Raw genomic sequence first — 16,812 nt, forward strand, 5'->3', positions numbered from 1 at the left:
CACCGAGCACCGTTAGCGTCGCCTTAACCTGCGCTTAGCCGTACGTGGGGGAGGGTGGGAGCGTGAAGCGTCTCGTGCTGGCCTGGGCCGTCACCGCGGCCGCCGCGACCGGGGCGGCCGTGGCCGTGCTCGGCCTGCTCGGAACCGGGGTGACCGGCACGTCCAGCCGCGTCCTCAGCGGGCCGGAGGTGCGCGCCGCGCTCTCCACCGCCACCGCGCGCGCCGCCACGCCCATGCCGCGGACGTCCGCCCGCGCCCAGGACCGGCTCATGCGCACCGAGGCCGGCACGGTGATCGCCTCCTGCTCCGGCGGCCTGGTCACCCTGCGCTCCTGGAGCCCGGCCCAGGGCTACTCGGTGGACGGCGTCCAGCCCGGCCCGGCCCGCGAGGCGAAGGTCGAGTTCGAGCCGGAGGACGGCGAGGAGGTCGAACTCAAGATCTTCTGCGCCCCCGACGGCCCCGCCACCCGCTGACCGGCCCGCCGGGGCGCGGACGGGTCACCGACCTCCGCGGACTTCCAGCGCCCCCAGCAGCTCCTCGGACGCCCTGGTGATCGCCTCCACGGCCCGGTCGAACGCCTCGGCGTTGTGGGCGGCAGGGGCGCGGAATCCGGAGATCTTCCTGACGTACTGGAGCGCGGCGGCCCGCACGTCGTCCTCGGTCACGCTCTCGGCGTACGGCGGCCGCAGGGTCTTGATGCTTCTGCACATGGTCTCAACGGTAATAGCCGATGCGCTGGCTTATCTCCCTCGCGCCCGCGGCCAGCAGCTCACCGACCTCGGGCAGCCGCTCGGGCGTGAGCCGGTAGGACGGCCCGGACGCGCTGACCGCGGCCACCACCGAGCCGTCGGCCCCCCTGATCGGCGCCGCCACCGCGTTCAGCCCGACCTCCAGCTCCTCCACCGTGGCCGCCCAGCCGCGCCGCCTGATCTCCTCCAGGCCCAGGCCGTCCGGGGAGGTGACGGTGCGCGGGGTGTAGCGCTCCAGCTCGCCGGCCAGGCGCAGGGCGCCGAAGGCGAGCAGCACCTTGCCGCTGGAGGTGGCGTGCGACGGGGTGCGCTGGCCGACCCAGTTGTGGCCGCTGATCGCCGCCGGGCCGCGCACCTGGCTGATGTTGACCGTGTCGCCGTCCTGGGGGACCGCGATGTTGACGGTCTCGCCGACCGCCTCGGCCAGCCGCAGGCACACCTCGCGGCTCTCCCTGGACAGGTCGAGCTGGGCCGTGGCCGCGCCGGCCAGCCGTACGACGCCGAACCCCAGCCGGTAGCGCCCCCGGTCGCCGCTCTGCTCCACCAGCCCGCCCTGCTCCAGGGCGGCCAGCAGCCGGAACGCGGTGGACTTGTGCACGTCGAGCTCGACCGCGAGGTCCGTCACCCGGGTGGCGCCCTCGCGGGCCAGGATCTCCAGGATCGCGATGGCCCGGTCGACGGACTGAACCGTCGTGCTGTTGCTCACAGCGCAACAGAATAGCCGCCGGAGTCGTTCGGCAGGCGCTACTTCGACGAGGCCGGGGCGAGCTCGCGGCCGAAGTCGGCGGCGATCCTCCGCATGCCCTCGGCCAGCTCGTCGCGGTCGAGGGCGTCGATGCGCTCGGCCGGCCCCGACACCGACATCGCGGCCACCACCCGCTCGCCGTCCCGGACGGGCACCGCCAGGCAGTGGACGCCCAGCTCCTCCTCACCCAGGTCCGTCGCGTAGCCGCGCTCCTTGACCCGGCCGAGCTCGGCCAGCATGCCGGCCGCGTCGGTGATCGTGTTCGGGGTGCGCCGCGGCATGCCCGTACGCTCGAACACCGCCATCGCCTCCGCGGCCGCCCGCCCGGCCAGCAGCGCCTTGCCCACGGCCGTGCTGTGCGGCAGCACCCGCCTGCCGACCTCGGCGAACATGCGCAGCCTGCGCGGCGAGGGCACCTGCGCCACGTAGACGACGAAGTCGCCTTCGAGCACCGCCAGGTTCGCCGTCTCGCCGGACAGCTCCACCATCCGCGTCAGGTACGGCTGCGCCCACCCGCCCACCATGCTCTCCGCGATGCCGCCCAGGCGGACCAGCCCGCCGCCCAGCGCGTACCGGCGGTCGGACTCCTGGCGCACGTAGCCGCGGGCGAGCAGCGTCTGCAGCAGCCGGTGGATGGTCCCGTACGGCAGGCCCGTCCGCGCCGCTATCTCCGACAGCCCCGCCTCGCCGCCGTGCTCGGCCAGCGCCTCCAGCACGTCGAGCGCCCGCTCGACCGACTGCACGCTCACAGCGACACCCCGCGCAGGGAGGCGTCCAGCACTTCGGCGGTGTGGGCCACCCTGATCTCCTTCCCGGCCCGGCGCATCGCCGTGGCGATCTGCATCGTGCATCCCGGATTGGCCGAGACCAGCAGCTCGGCCCCGGTCGAGGCGACCGCCCCGGCCTTCCGGTCGCCGAGGTCGCGGGCCGCCTCCGGTTGCAGGATGTTGTACGTCCCCGCCGATCCGCAGCAGATCGCCGACTCGGGGACCTCCCGCAGCTCCAGCCCGGGGATGCCGCGCAGCAGCTCGCGCGGCTGCGCCCGGACGCCCTGGGCGTGGGCCAGGTGACAGGCGTCGTGGTAGGCGACGGTGAGCGGCAGCGGATGCCGCCTGGCCGCCGGGCCCAGCTCGGCCAGGAACTCCGACAGGTCCCGCACCCGGAACCCGGGATCGGCGCCGAACAGCTCGCCGTACTCCTTCATGACGGAGCCGCAGCCGGCCGCGTTCACCACGACCGTCTCGACCCCCGCCCGCCGGAACGCCCTGACCGTCCGGCGGGCCAGCCGCCGGGCCTGATCGGCGCGCCCGGCGTGCACGCTGAGCGCCCCGCAGCAGCCCTGCCCGGCCGGAACGAGCACGTCGCAGCCCTCCAGCGCGAGCACCCGCGCGGTGGCCGCGTTCACCTGCGGGAAGAACTCGCCCTGCACGCACCCGGTGAGCATCCCGACCACGGCCCTGCGCCTGCCCCTGGCCCTGACCAGGCGCGGCAGGCGCTGCCGGTGCTCCACGCGCGGCGCGAGCGCGGCCATGGCCCCCAGACTCGGATGGACCCGCGTCAGGAACGGCGCCATCCGCCCGGCCAGCCACATCGTCGGCCGCAGCAGCCGCAGCCTGCGCGGGTGGGGGAACAGGCTGAACACGATCTCCCGCACCGCCCGATCCCGCGGCTCGCGGACGTGCGTGCGCTCGACCTCGGCGCGCGTCTGCTCGATCAGCCGGTCGTAGCGCACGCCCGACGGGCACGCCGTGACGCACGCCATGCAGCCCAGGCAGGCGTCGAAGTGCCCGGCCATCTCCGGGGTGACCGGAACGCCCTCGACGTGCTGCTTCATCAGGTGGATGCGCCCGCGCGGCGAGTCCATCTCCTCGCCCCACAACGCGTACGTCGGGCACGTCGGCAGGCAGAACCCGCAGTGCACGCAGTCGCCGATCAGCTCCGGGTCCATGGTCACAGGCCTCCCGCCAGCCGTCCGGGCGACATCATGCGCCCGGGGTCGAACCGTTCCTTGACCCGCCGCATCAACGGCAGCGCGCTCACCCGCCCCCACCTGTCGACCCCGGCGTACGGCGCGGCCAGCACGTTCACCCGGCCGCCCGCGGCCTCGACCCGCTCCCGCAGCCCGCTCACCAGGCCGGGCAGCGCGTCCCCGGCGACGGGCGCGCCCGGCTCCAGCAGCACCCGGCCGGCGACCACCGACCCGCGCAACGACAGGCCGCACCCTTCCGCCGCCCGCAGCACGGCGCCGGCCGCCGCGGGCGGAAAACGCACCTCGACCAGCACCTCACCCCGTGGGACGACCCCCCACCAGGACGGCGGCTCGCCGGTCACCGCCCCGCCGCCGGTCAGGTCGCGCAGCGTCTCGGCGCGTGCCCGCGCGGCCGTGCCCTCCACCAGCACCGCCAGCGTCACCGGCCCGCCCGGCTCCGGACGGTCCACCTCGACCGCGCTCGGCTCGGCCTGCGCGGCCGCCAGCGCCGCCGCGACGCCCGGCACGTCGTCCGCGGGCATTCCGGCGACCACCCAGCACCGCTCGCCGGGCAGCGGATGCAGCCGGAACGTGGCCTCCGCGATCACCCCGAGGGTGCCGTACGAGCCGGTGAACAGCTTGCCGAGGTCGTAGCCGGCGACGTTCTTGACCACCTTGCCGCCCGACCGGGCGACCGTGCCGTCGGCCAGCACCACCGTGACGCCGATGAGCAGGTCGCGGGCGGTGCCGTAGCGGAAGGCGCGAGGGCCCGGCAGGGCGGCGGCGAGGGTGCCGCCGACGGTGGCCTGCTCGGCGAACGGCACGTCGAGCGCCAGCTCCTGCCCGCGCGCCGCGAGCGCCGCGGCCAGTGCCGCCGTCCGCACGCCGGCCTGCGCGCGCACCACCAGGTCGCCCGCCGCGTGCTCCAGGACCGCGTTCAGGCGGGACAGGCCGAGCAGCACGTCGCACCGCTCCGGCGGCGGACCCCAGTGCAGCTTCGTGCCGCCTCCCGCGGGCACCGCCGCCAGGCCGGCCGCGGCGCACGCGCGCAGCACGGCGGCGACCTCCTCGACGGTCCCCGGCAGCGCCACCCACCGGGCCCCCCACTCCTGCGCCGGGTCTTCGGGCCCGGCCGCCCTGACCGGCACGCCGGCGCCCGAGAACGGATCCGCCATCAGAACTGCTCCGCCCTGCCCGACTCGACCAGCGGGTGCGCGCCCTTGCGCACGCCCGGCACCTCGCCGCACAACCGCGGCGTGGGGAACACCTTGCCCGGGTTGGACAGCCCGCCCGGGTCGAACGCGCACCGGACGAGCTGCATGGTGTCCAGATCGGCGCCGGTGAACATCTTCGGCATGTAGCGGGCCTTGTCCACCCCGACGCCGTGCTCGCCGGTGATCGAGCCGCCGTGCTCGACGCACAGGTCGAGGATCGCGCCCGAGACCGCCTCGGCCCGCTCGCCCGCCCCCGGCTCGGCGTCGTCGAACAGCACCAGCGGGTGCAGGTTGCCGTCGCCGGCGTGGAAGACGTTGGCCACCCTGATGCCGTGCTCGCGCGAGAGCCGGTCGATGGCCGCCAGCACGCCCGGCAGCGACGTGCGCGGCACGACGCCGTCCTGGACGATGTAGGCCGGGCTGATCCGGCCGACCGCGGCGAAGGCCGACTTGCGCCCCTTCCAGATGGCCGCGCGCTCCTCGGGACCGGCCGCCACACGCAGCTCGAAGGCGTCCGAGCAGATCTCCGTCAGCCGCGCGAACTCCCGCTCGACCGACTCCCGCGGCCCGTCCAGCTCGACGATCAGCACCGCGCCCGCCCCCCGCGGGTAGGAGCAGGCGACCGCCGCCTCGGCGGCCTCGATGGCCAGCGCGTCCATCATCTCGATCGCGGCCGGCACGATGCCCGCCCCGATGATCGCCGACACCGCCCGGCCGCCCCGCTCGATGTCCTCGAACGCGGCCAGCACCGTGGTCACCGCCTCCGGCGCCCGGCTCAGCCGCACGGTGATCCTGGTGGCGATGCCCAGCGTGCCCTCCGAGCCGACGAACGCGCCGAGCAGGTCGTAGCCCGGGTCCATGCGGTCGAGGACGACCAGGTCGCCGTCGGGGGTGACGATCTCGCACGCCTCGACGTGGTTGACGGTGAAGCCGTACTTGAGGCAGTGGGCGCCGCCGGAGTTCTCCGCCACGTTGCCGCCGATCGAGCAGACCTGCTGGCTGGAGGGGTCGGGGGCGTAGTAGTAGCCCGCGTCGCGCACGGCCTCGGTGATCGCCAGGTTCGTCACGCCCGGCTCGACCACGGCCCTGCGGTTGGGCAGGTCGATCTCCAGGATCCGGCGCATCTTCGAGGTGACGATGAGCACGCCGTCCTCGCGGGGGAGCGCGCCGCCGGACAGGCCCGTGCCCGACCCTCTGGCCACGAACGGCACCCCGAAGTCGTTGCACATCCGGACGACCCCGGCGACCTGCTCGGCGGTCGCGGGCAGCACGACCACGCCCGGCGTCGCCCGGTGGCTGGTCAGCCCGTCGCACTCGTAGGTGCGCAGGCGTACCGGATCGGTGATCACCGAGTCGGGAGGCAGCAGCGAGCGCAGCGCCGCCGTCAGCGTGTCGAGCACCAGTCACTCTCCAGCACATCTACGGCATCTGGGCGTACGCCGGCAGCGTCAGGAACTCGGCGAAGTCGTCGTCCAGCGCGACCTCCTTGAACAGCGCCGTCGCCTGCCCGAACAGCCGCTCGTCGTAGCCCGGCTCGGCCGAGATCCGGGCCAGCTCCTCGGCGATGATCCGCTCGACCAGCTCCTTGGTCACCTGCTCGCCGGTGTCGGCCAGCGTGATGTCGTTGTGGATCCACTGCCAGATCTGCGAACGGGAGATCTCGGCCGTCGCGGCGTCCTCCATGAGGTTGTGGATCGCGACCGCGCCCAGCCCGCCCATCCAGGCGGCCAGGTAGCGCAGGGCCACGTCGACGTTGTTGCGCAGGCCCGTCTCGGTGATCTCGCCGGGCGTCTCGGAGACCGACAGCAGGTCGGCGGCCGAGACGCGGACGTCCTCGCGCAGCCGGTCGAGCTGGTTGGGCCGCGCCCCCAGGACGCCGTCGAACACCTCGCGGCACACCGGCACGAGGTCGGGGTGCGCCACCCAGGAGCCGTCGAACCCGTCGCCCGACTCGCGCGTCTTGTCCGCCCGCACCTTCTCCAGCGCCACCGCGTTGACCTCGGGGTCGCGCCGGGAGGGGATGAACGCCGCCATCCCGCCGATGGCGTGCGCGCCGCGCTTGTGACACGTGCGCACCAGCAGCTCGGTGTAGGCCCGCATGAACGGCGCGGTCATCGTCACCGCGTTCCGCTCGGGCAGCAGGAACTCCCGCCCCCGCGTGCGGAACTTCTTGATCACGCTGAACAGGTAGTCCCAGCGGCCCGCGTTGAGCCCGGCCGAGTGGTCGCGCAGCTCGTAGAGGATCTCCTCCATCTCGAACGCCGCCGGATAGGTCTCGATGAGCACGGTCGCCCTGATGGTGCCGTACGGGATGCCCAGGAGCTCCTGGGCCCGGGTGAACACGTCGTTCCAGAGTCGCGCCTCCAGGTGCGACTCCATCTTCGGCAGGTAGAAGTACGGCCCCTTGCCCTTGTCGAGCTGACGCTGCGCGCAGTGGAAGAAGTAGAGCCCGAAGTCGAACAGCGACGCCGACACCGGCCGCCCGTCCACCTGGGCGTGCTTCTCGTCCAGGTGCCAGCCGCGCGGGCGCACCACGATCGTGGCCAGCTCGTCGTCGGGCCGCAACGCGTACGTCTTGCCGCCCGTCTCGAAGTCGATCGCCCGGTCGAGCGCCTCGCGCAGGTTGAGCTGCCCGGACACGCAGTTCTCCCACAGGGGCGAGTTGGCGTCCTCGAAGTCGGCCAGCCACACCTTGGCGCCGGAGTTGAGCGCGTTGATCGTCATCTTCCTGTCGACCGGCCCGGTGATCTCGACACGGCGGTCCTCCAGGCCCGGGGCCGGCGGCGCGACCTGCCAGTCGCCCTCCCTGACCTCCTTGGTCTCCGGCAGGAAGTCGAGCGTCCCGCCGGCCGACAGCTCCGCCTGACGGGTCTGGCGGGCTTCGAGCAGCTCCAGCCGCCTGGCGCCGAACTCCCGCTGGAGAGCCGCCACGAAGCCGAGCGCCTCCGGCGTGAGGATCTCGTCGAACCGTTCGAGCATCGGGCCGGTGATCTCCATGTCCCCCTCTTTTCCGTAGAGTGGAAAACTGATTCTGGATTGCGGAAGTGAAGCTACTCCGCTCAGGGTTCCCGGGTCAAAGGCTGGGGTACCCCTGGGGCGTCTTCGGGGGCATCCCCGATGCGGAGGGGGTCATGCCCGCGAAAGGATCGGGGGCATGAAGACGATTGCTGTGGCGGGCGGGCTGCTGGCCGCCGCGCTGGTGCTGACGGGTTGCCGGATCGAGAGCTTCGGCGGTTCCACGAACCAGGACACCGTGTCCTACCAGGTGACGGACAAGGTTTCCAAGCTGCAGTTGAAGAGCGACGCCGGCGACACGGTGATCACCGAGACCGACGGCACCGCCGTCCGGGTCGTCGAGACGTTGCGCTGGCGAGGCGACGACAAGCCCAAGCCGCAGCACAAGGTCGAGGGCCAGGCGCTTTTCGTGACGTACGACTGCCCGTCCAACTGGGGGAACTGCAGCGTCGACTACAAGATCGAGATCCCCAGGGGACTGGCCGTCGACCTCGACAGCGACTCGGGTGACATCACCTTGCGGGCGCTGAGCGGTCAGCTCGACGCGAAGCTCGACTCCGGCGACCTCGAAGGCTCCGGCATGACCGGCAAGAAGGTGTACGTCCAGGCCGACTCGGGCAACGTCGAGCTCAAGTACGCCACCGCGCCGGACAGCGCGGAGCTGCGGGCCGACTCGGGCGACGTCGTCCTGAGGGTGCCCACGGGGTCCTACGACGTGAAGACCGACGTGGACTCCGGCGACGCCACCGTCTCGGTCAAGTCCGACCCGAGCTCCCCCCACAAGATCTCGCTGACCGCCAGTTCCGGCAACGTGACACTCTCGGCGGGATAACCAGGTGATGACGCCGGGGATGTCGTGCCACCATCGTGGGAAGACACCGAGGTGTCCAGACGTTCCCTCATAGAGATGACACGAATGCACGAATACACCGCGCTCGACGAGTTCGAGACCGGCGACATGGACCTCGAGGAGCGCCAGGCGCTGCGCCGCGTGGCGGGCCTCTCCACCGAACTCCAGGATGTCTCCGAGGTCGAGTACCGGCAGCTGCGGCTCGAGCGGGTCGTCCTCGTCGGTGTCTGGACCTCCGGAACCGCCGAAGACGCCGAGAACTCCCTGCTGGAGCTCAAGCTCCTGGCCGAGACCGCCGGGTCCGAGGTGCTCGAAGGGCTCATCCAGCGGCGCCAGAAGCCCGACCCGGCCACCTACATCGGCTCGGGCAAGGCCCTGGAGCTGCGCGACGTGGTCGAGTCGACCGGCGCCGACACCGTGATCTGCGACGGCGAGCTGACCCCCGGCCAGCTCCGCCAGCTGGAGGAGACGGTCAAGGTCAAGGTCATCGACCGTACGGCGCTGATCCTCGACATCTTCGCCCAGCACGCCAAGAGCCGTGAGGGCAAGGCCCAGGTCGAGCTGGCGCAGCTGCAGTACCTGCTGCCGCGTCTGCGAGGCTGGGGCGGCAACCTGTCCCGTCAGGTCGGCGGTCGCGCCGCGGGCGGCGTGGGCATCGGCGGCCGCGGCCCCGGTGAGACCAAGATCGAGCTCGACCGGCGCCGCATCCGCGACCGCATGTCCAAGCTGCGCCGCCAGATCAGCGGCATGTCCACCTCGCGCGAGACCATGCGCCACCGGCGCCAGCGGCGCGAGGTCCCGGCCGTGGCCATCGCGGGCTACACCAACGCGGGCAAGTCCTCGCTGCTCAACCGCATCACCGGTGCGGGCGTGCTGGTCGAGGACGCGCTGTTCGCCACGCTCGACCCGACCGTGCGCCGCGCCCGCACGCCGGAGGGCCGGCTGTTCACGATCGCCGACACCGTCGGCTTCGTGCGCCACCTGCCCCACCAGCTCGTCGAGGCGTTCCGGTCCACGCTGGAGGAGGTCGCCGACGCCGACCTGATCCTGCACGTCGTCGACGGCTCGCACCCCGACCCCGAGGGTCAGCTCGCGGCCGTCCGCGAGGTGTTCGCCGACATCGAGGGCGCCTCCGAGGTGCCCGAGGTCGTGGTGATCAACAAGGCCGACGCGGCCGACCAGGAGGTGCTCGACCGCATCGCCAGGCGCGAGCGCGACAGCATCGTGGTCTCCGCCCACACCGGCAAGGGCGTCCCCGAGCTCATGCGGCTCATCGAGGAGCGGCTGCCGCGCCTCGATCACGAGGTCCACCTGCTGGTGCCCTACGACCGGGGCGACCTGGTCTCGCGGGCCCACAAGGAGGGCGAGGTGCTCTCGGTGGAACACGTCCAGGACGGCACCGTCCTGCACGCCCGCGTGCTGCCGAGCCTGTTCCAGGAGCTGGAGCGGGTAGGCAAGCCGGTCGAACGCGTCTCTTAGCGGGACGGCTGGGCAGCTCTCGCTCAAAGTAGCGCAGAGCTGCCCAAATAGTGCAGTGGTCCCGGAACCCTGGGGTTGCTAGGATGGCCAGACCTAACGTTGGTCTGGTTTTTTGGTTTCGGTTCTGGGTTTCGGATGATGACGTTGAGTGTGGCAGTCGTCAGCGGGGGCCAGGGGGGCAAGGCGTGGCTGGGTGACGGATGGGATGAGTGGTCTTTCTTCCGAATAACCCTGTACACCAAGCCCGGCTGTGAAATAACGTAACTGAACTGAAATCGCCGGGTCACGTCTCCGGCGATACGGTCACCGCACAACATCACGCGGATGAGAGCAGGAGACCCCCCATGTCGTCCGGACCCGGAGCGGACTCAGTGGGCGCGGCACAGGCCGTGCGCTGGGTGCTGCGCCTGCAGGGGGCGGTGGTGCGATGACCGTTCGGCTCTTGACCAACATCGGCCGCCTGTGGACGGGTAACGAGGTCCTCAGCAACGCGGCCATCCTCGTGCACAACGACCGCATCGCCTGGGTCGGGCGGGCGCCCGACCTCCCGCAGAGCGTGCCCGGCGTCGTCGACGACATCGTCGACGTCGACCACGTGGAGAACCTCGGCGGCGCGCTCGTCACGCCCGGCCTCATCGACGCCCACACGCATCCGGTCTACGCCGGCAACCGCTACGCCGAGCTGGCCATCCGCACCGGCGGCTCCAGCGCGGCCTCGATCACCGCGGCCGGCGGCGGCGTCGGCTCCACCGTCACCGTGACGCGCGGCACCGACCCCTGGACGTTGTGCAACGGCGTGCGCGAGCGGCTGCGGAGCTGGCTGCTCAGCGGCACCACCACCGTCGAGGCCAAGACCGGCTACCACCTCACCCGCGACGGCGAGCTGGCCGACGTGCGGCTCCTGCGCGAGCTGGAGAAGGAGCCGATGATGCCGCGGGTGCACGTCACCTTCCTCGCGGCGCACGTCGTGCCTCCCGAGTACTTCGGCCGCCAGCGCGAGTACGTCGAGGCCGTGGGCGCCTGGTGCGCCGACGCGGCGGCGGCCGGCGCCGACAGCGTCGACGTCTACTGCGACGAGGGCCACTTCACCACCGAGGAGTCCCGCTGGGTCCTCGCCTCGGGCCGCAACGTGGGGCTGCTCCCGCGCATCCACGCCGGCCTGTTCAGCCGTCGCGGCGCCGTGCAGCTGGCCGCCGAGCTCGGCTGCGCCTCCGCCGACGGCCTGCACCACATGTCCGACGAGGACATCGCGATCATGTCCCGCTACGGCGTGCCCGCGGTGGTCTGCCCGGCCACGGCGCTGCAGCGCGGCCACGTGCCGCCGGTCCGTCAGATGATCAAGCACGGCGTGCAGATCGCCCTCGGCAGCGACCACAACCCCGGCTACTGCGGCATCACCTCGATGTCGCTGGTCATCGCCATGGCGGTGTCGGCGTTCGGCATGAGCGTCAACGACGCGCTGCGCGCGGCCACGCTGGGCGGCGCGACCGTCCTCGGGGCGCCCGACCGCGGGGTGCTGGCTCCCGGGCGGCTGGCCGACATCGTCCAGTGGGACGCCGACCACGAAGGCGCCTTCGCCTGGTCCTTCGGGCTCAAGCCGCGCCGGGTCTGGCGGGGCGGCACGCCGGTCCAGTAATCCCGGAGTCGGGAACGGGTGGCTAATCTCGGGATATGCCGCCCTCTGTCGCCGTTGTCACCGATTCCACCGCTTACCTGCCCGCTGTGCCCGGTGTGACGGTGGTGCCGGTACAAGTGGTCGCCCGCGGCATCCCGCGCGACGAAGACACCTTCACGGGCGACCTGGCCACCGTCACCACCTCACGGCCGTCGCCCGCGCGCTTCGCGGCCTGCTACGACGAGCTGGCCGCCGCCGGCGCCACGGGCGTGGTCTCGATCCACCTGTCCGGCGAACTGTCCGGCACCGTCGAGTCCGCCCTCGCGGCGGCCAAGGACGCGCCGGTGCCGGTGGAAGTGATCGACAGCCGGTCCATCGCGATGGGCCTGGGCTATCCCGTGCTGGCGGCGGCGCGCTCGGCCGCCGCAGGAGCCTCCTTGGGCGACGTGGCCGACGCCGCCCGCCGCACCGCCGCCGTCACCCGGACCTTCTTCTACGTGGACACCCTGGAGTACCTGAGACGGAGCGGCCGCATCGGCGCCGCCACGTCGTTGTTCGGGTCGGCGCTCATGATCAAACCGCTGCTGCACATCGTGGACGGGCGCATCTCCCTGCTGGAGAAGGTGCGGACGTCGGGACGGGCGATCGCACGGCTGGAGGACCTGGCGGTGGAGGCGGCCGTGGAGCTGGGCGGGGCCGGGGTGGCGGTGCAGCACATGGGGGCTCGGGGGCGGGCCGAGGCGTTGGGGGAGCGGTTGTCGAAGCGGGTGGCGGGGGTTCGTGAGGTGCGGGTGGTGGAGGTGGGGGCGGTGATCGGGGCTCATGTGGGGCCGGGGATGCTGGGGGTGACTGTTACGGCGTACGAGGGGTAAACCGGCTTCTTTTGAGGGCCTTCGGCTGGTCAGTGCTGTGTTTTCCACAGTCGTCTCGTGTCCTGGCTCCGTCGTCCCCAGAATTCGGTTCGGTAGCTCGGAGGTGGGGGTGACATCCCTAGGTTCGTCGGCGTGCGATCTCAGGACCCGACGGCAGAGCGGACCATAGCCGAATCCAGGCTCCGGTCGATCACGAGTCCTGCCCGGCGGCCGCGTCCGGGACGACGCAACCGACATCCATACGGCGACGAGGCCCAGAACCTTCCGACCTCCCGACTCAGCGCATCCCCACCACCCTCTGCGCCTACTTCTTCTGCGTCCGCCTCTTCCGTGAGCGCTTCTCCTGCGCTCGGTGCTCCTATGCTCGGTGCTCCTGCGTTCGCGTCTCCCGGGCGGTGGGATGGGCGCGGGGTTGAGCCCTCCTCCGAGCGGTGGGATGGGCGTGGGGTTGAGTCAGCTTCCGAGCTGTGGGGCGACCGTGGGGTTGCGCCTTCCTGCGAGCCGGGGAGTGGGGGCGGGGGTGAGCCTTCGTCCGAGCTGTGGGGTGAGCCTGGGCCTGAATCGTGGGGCGGGCGTTCGGCGGGGCCTCAGGCGATGTCGCAGCCTGAGCAGCAGCCAGAGCGGCAGGATGAGCCGGAGGGGAGCGTCCCCAGAGCCGAGCGTCGGGTTGGGCGTCGGAGCGGGCCGGGGATCGAGCCCCAGGCCGCCGCAGGGGCGCTGCCGCACATCCCTCGGCGGGTCACAGGCAGCCCAGCACCCATGCCCCCGACCTTCCAAGCGTTCCGCGACGCCATCACCTCGGCCCAGCCGTCCAGCACCATCGACCTCAGCAAGCCCGGGCTGCGCGTGCTCGTCGCGGTCGGCGCCCTGGCCGTCGCGGTCGCAGTCTTCTTCGTCTGGCGCTCCCAGCCCACTCCGGAACCCCTCCCGCCGCCACCCGCGATAACCCCTCCATCCCCGTCACCCACTGCCGCAAAGGTGACCGTCCAGGTGGCGGGCAAGGTCCGCAACCCCGGCGTCTACCTGCTCCCGCAGGGTTCTCGCGTGACGGACGCGGTGACGGCGGCGGGCGGGCTCAAACACGGCGCCTCCACGGGCCCCCTCAACCTGGCCCGGCGCCTGATCGACGGAGAGCAGATCATCGTGGGTGCCCCCTCTGCGGTCGTTGCCGCCGTACCTCCCGGATATCCCGGCGCGGACCCCGCCACAGCCATCCTCGACCTCAACGCCGCCACCCCCGCCCAACTGGAAGAACTCCCGGGAGTGGGAGAGGTGCTGGCCGCCAGGATCGCGGAGTTCCGTACCGCCCACGGCGGCTTCACCAGCGTGGATCAGCTCCGCGAGGTGAGTGGCATCGGCCCGAGAAAGTATGAAGAAATCAAGCCGAAGGTCCGCGTCTGACATGCCGCCCTTCGACGCCCCCTCGGCCCCCGGCCCTTCTGAAATCCCCATGCGCCCCGCCACCACCGTCCCTCTGAGTCTCGCCACCACCGATCCTCTGCGCCCTGCCGCCACCGTCCCTCTGAGTCTCGCCACCACCGATCCTCCGCGCCCTGCCGCCACCGACCCTCTGCGCCTCGCCACCGCAGACGGCGGCGAGCAGAAGCGCTCCTGGACGCTGGTCCTCCCGGCGCTGTCCGCTTGGGCCAGTGCCCTGATCATGCTCGGCCAATCGCCCATGGTGGGTATGACGACAGCTGCCATCACCGCCCTGGCCGCAGGCGTCCTGACCTGGCGCACCCGCTCGCCGTTCACCCGCTGGCCCCTCATCGGTTCGCTGATCAGCAGGTTCCTGCCTGCGTCGTCCGGATCCGTTCTGTCCGCCCTTCCACTGTTCCTGCCGTTCAGGCGCCGCCGTTCGCTACGTTCGTCGCCCCCTCCCTCAGGACGGATCCCTCCCGGTCGGCCTTCGCCCTTCTCGGGGGCTTGGCGGAACGTGGTGCTCGCGACACTCATCTGCGCGGCGGCGGCCTCCGCGTCTGTCGCCTTCCGCGTCCAGGCGCTGACCACCGGTCCAGTGGCTGAACTCGCCGCCAGGAACGCGAACGTGACCGCTCAGATCGTCCTGTCCGACGACCCGAAGCGCAGGCCACGCAGAAGCGGCCACTTCAATCGGGACAGCTACGTGATCCCGGCCACTCTCAAGATCATCGAGTCGGCTGCGGGGCGGAGAGGCAGATCCGCTGCCGGTCGACCTGAGGAGAACCGTCCCGACGTCCCTGGAGGCAGTGACGGAGGTGTGGCGGAGGCGTCCACGCCACCGGAGCGCCAGGCCGTCGACGTCCCCATCACGGTGTTCGCCGGCGGCAATGCCTGGAGCACCCTGCTGCCGAGCCAACGCCTGCAGGTCACCGGCCGCCTGGCGCGACCAACGCCCGGCGACCTGGTGGCAGCCATCCTCCTGGTACGAGGCGAGCCCCGCATCCTGACGCCGCCTTCGTCCATGCAGACCATGGCGGGCACCCTCAGAACCGGCCTCCGGACAGCCGCCGACCCTCTCCCGCCCGACCAGCGCGGCCTCCTGCCAGGCCTGGTCGTCGGAGACGTCTCCCGCATCGACCCTCAAGTGGCCGCCGACCTCAAAGAAGCGGGCCTGAGCCACCTGAACGCCGTAAGCGGCGCGAACCTCGCCATCGTCGCAGGCGCCGCCCTGGCGCTCTCCCGCCTGGTCGGCCTCTCCCTGCCGCTGAGAGCCGTCTTCGCGGCTGTCGCGATGCTCGCGTTCACCGTGGTGGCCAGGCCGTCCCCGAGCGTTCTGCGTGCCCTGCTGATGGGCCTGGCCGCCGCCCTCGCCCTGGGCACCGGGCGGGCGAAGGACGGCCTCGCCGCCCTCTCGGCAACCGTCCTCTTGCTGGTGCTGTTCGCGCCGGAACTGGCACGTTCGTACGGCTTCGCCCTCTCGGTCGCGGCCACCGCCGGCATCCTCCTCCTCGCACCACGCTGGCGCGACAAACTCTCCACTCCACCACCGACGAAGACCGGCGACCGCGACGCCACCGAAGCGCCCACGACGACAGACCGGAAACCGGAGAAGGGAAGGGAACGCGGCAACGTACAGGGGCGTGCGGCAAGTGCATCTAAAGAGGCCGGCGACTGCCGCGCGACCTCTCCCCTCGAAGACGCGTCCACCGGTCGAGGACGTGCCGTCGCAAGGATGCGCCGCTTGCCGAGATGGCTGGCGGAGGCGCTGGCCGTGTCGGCTGCCGCGCAAGCGGCCGTGACCCCCGTCCTGGTGCTCATGTCGGGTCAGTTGACGTTGGTGGCGGTGCCCGCCAACCTGCTCGTGGCTCCCGCCGTGGCTCCCGCGACCCTGCTCGGTTTCGCCGCCGCCCTGGTGGCCCCGATCTGGCCGGACGCCGCCGCCATGCTGGTCATCCCGGCCGGATACGCGGTGGGCTGGATCGTCACCGTGGCTCGCTGGGCCGTGAACGTCCCTCTCGCCACCCTGCCCTGGCCGGGCGGCCTCCCCGGTCTGGCGCTCCTCGCCCTCGCCGTGGCCGTCGCGATCCCGGTGCTCAGGCACCGCCGCTGGCGGACGATGGCGCTGCTGACGGCAGGCGCCGCTCTGGTCGCCGTGCTGGTGATCCGTCCGCTGGCGGGAGCTTGGCCGCCCAAGGGCTGGTTGATGGTGATGTGCGACGTCGGGCAGGGCGACGGGCTGGTGGTGGCGGCCGGACCTGGACGAGGCGTGGTCGTGGACACCGGCCCGGACCCGGTCGTCATGGATCGATGCCTGCGCAGACTCGGAGTCGAGGACGTTCCCCTGCTCGTCCTGACCCATCCGCACGCCGACCACGTGGACGGCCTGCCAGGCGTGCTCAGGAACCGACGCGTGGGAGCCGTGATCGTCAGCCCTCGGCCGACGGCGGTGCAGTCCAGCGCGCGGATCTCGGCCGTACTGGCTCGACACCGGATCCCCGAAGGGGACGCGGAACCTGGCACGCGATGGCGGTTCGGCCCGTCCGAGCTCACCGTCGTCGCCCCTGACCCGACGTCAGGCGGGAGCAACGGCCAAGGCGAAGGCAGTGTGATCAACAACTCCAGCGTCGTGATCCATGTACGCTGGCGTGCCGGTTCCGCCCTGCTCGCCGGAGACCTGGAGACCGAAGCACAAGACGATCTCGCACGCCACCTCGCCCTGCGTGCCGACATCCTCAAGACCCCGCACCACGGCTCGAATCGCCAGTCCCCGGCCTTCCTCGGCTCGCTGGGTGCACGGGCCGCCCTCATCAGCGTGGGCGCCGGCAACGACTACGGCCACCCGGCCACATCGACCCTCGCCCTCCTCCACCGCCTCGGCGCCG

At 72.1% G+C, this 16,812-nt stretch carries 14 protein-coding genes; 7 read left to right on the forward strand and 7 right to left on the reverse strand.

The window, feature by feature from the left end:
* Nucleotides 1-62: 62 nt before the first annotated feature.
* Nucleotides 63-473: a hypothetical protein gene (locus tag ACWCSD_RS11400; protein ID WP_449914178.1), complete on the forward strand. Its 411-nt coding sequence runs from the start codon at nt 63-65 to the stop codon at nt 471-473.
* Nucleotides 474-497: 24 nt separating this feature from the next.
* Here ACWCSD_RS11400 and ACWCSD_RS11405 read toward each other — a convergent pair whose 3' ends face one another.
* From ACWCSD_RS11405 to aceB, 7 genes are read right to left on the reverse strand one after another with little or no spacing between them, the layout of a single operon-like run.
* Complete coding sequence (locus ACWCSD_RS11405) at nt 498-710, reverse strand: DUF2277 domain-containing protein (RefSeq protein WP_352322770.1); 213 nt, start codon at nt 708-710, stop codon at nt 498-500.
* Between the two features lie 4 nt (nt 711-714).
* Complete coding sequence (locus ACWCSD_RS11410; protein WP_397160721.1) at nt 715-1,455, reverse strand: IclR family transcriptional regulator; 741 nt, start codon at nt 1,453-1,455, stop codon at nt 715-717.
* Between the two features lie 38 nt (nt 1,456-1,493).
* Nucleotides 1,494-2,237, reverse strand: coding sequence for an IclR family transcriptional regulator (locus ACWCSD_RS11415; protein WP_397161071.1), 744 nt, complete (start codon nt 2,235-2,237; stop codon nt 1,494-1,496).
* A gap of 2 nt (nt 2,238-2,239) precedes the next feature.
* Nucleotides 2,240-3,442, reverse strand: a complete 1,203-nt coding sequence (locus ACWCSD_RS11420; RefSeq protein ID WP_449914189.1) for a (Fe-S)-binding protein — start codon at nt 3,440-3,442, stop codon at nt 2,240-2,242.
* 2 nt (nt 3,443-3,444) lie between these two features.
* Nucleotides 3,445-4,638: an FAD-binding oxidoreductase gene (locus ACWCSD_RS11425; RefSeq protein WP_449914181.1), complete on the reverse strand. Its 1,194-nt coding sequence runs from the start codon at nt 4,636-4,638 to the stop codon at nt 3,445-3,447.
* Nucleotides 4,638-6,077, reverse strand: a complete 1,440-nt coding sequence (locus ACWCSD_RS11430) for an FAD-linked oxidase C-terminal domain-containing protein (RefSeq protein ID WP_397160717.1) — start codon at nt 6,075-6,077, stop codon at nt 4,638-4,640. Before ACWCSD_RS11430 ends, ACWCSD_RS11425 begins: the two co-directional genes overlap by 1 nt.
* Before the next feature lie 19 nt (nt 6,078-6,096).
* Nucleotides 6,097-7,674 (reverse strand): malate synthase A, encoded by a 1,578-nt coding sequence (aceB, locus tag ACWCSD_RS11435; protein ID WP_352352432.1) that lies wholly within the window; start codon nt 7,672-7,674, stop codon nt 6,097-6,099.
* Between the two features lie 157 nt (nt 7,675-7,831).
* Between aceB and ACWCSD_RS11440 the strand changes: the two genes are divergently transcribed.
* The 6 genes from ACWCSD_RS11440 to ACWCSD_RS11465 all read left to right on the forward strand — a co-directional run.
* Nucleotides 7,832-8,524: a DUF4097 family beta strand repeat-containing protein gene (locus tag ACWCSD_RS11440; RefSeq protein ID WP_397160713.1), complete on the forward strand. Its 693-nt coding sequence runs from the start codon at nt 7,832-7,834 to the stop codon at nt 8,522-8,524.
* 84 nt (nt 8,525-8,608) lie between these two features.
* Nucleotides 8,609-10,021 (forward strand): GTPase HflX, encoded by a 1,413-nt coding sequence (gene hflX / locus ACWCSD_RS11445; RefSeq protein ID WP_449914191.1) that lies wholly within the window; start codon nt 8,609-8,611, stop codon nt 10,019-10,021.
* 427 nt (nt 10,022-10,448) lie between these two features.
* Nucleotides 10,449-11,657 (forward strand): imidazolonepropionase, encoded by a 1,209-nt coding sequence (gene hutI / locus ACWCSD_RS11450; RefSeq protein WP_125633626.1) that lies wholly within the window; start codon nt 10,449-10,451, stop codon nt 11,655-11,657.
* A gap of 35 nt (nt 11,658-11,692) precedes the next feature.
* A complete protein-coding gene (locus ACWCSD_RS11455) occupies nt 11,693-12,508 on the forward strand; it encodes a DegV family protein (protein WP_449914184.1) in 816 nt (271 codons plus the stop codon).
* 759 nt (nt 12,509-13,267) lie between these two features.
* The gene (locus ACWCSD_RS11460; protein WP_449914185.1) at nt 13,268-13,909 is read left to right on the forward strand and encodes a helix-hairpin-helix domain-containing protein; all 642 of its coding nucleotides are present in this window, start codon (nt 13,268-13,270) and stop codon (nt 13,907-13,909) included.
* Between the two features lies 1 nt (nt 13,910).
* A partial coding sequence (locus ACWCSD_RS11465) for a ComEC/Rec2 family competence protein (protein WP_449914187.1) occupies nt 13,911-16,812 on the forward strand: 2,902 nt, incomplete at its 3' end.

This window comes from Nonomuraea sp. NPDC001684 (assembly GCF_053596515.1).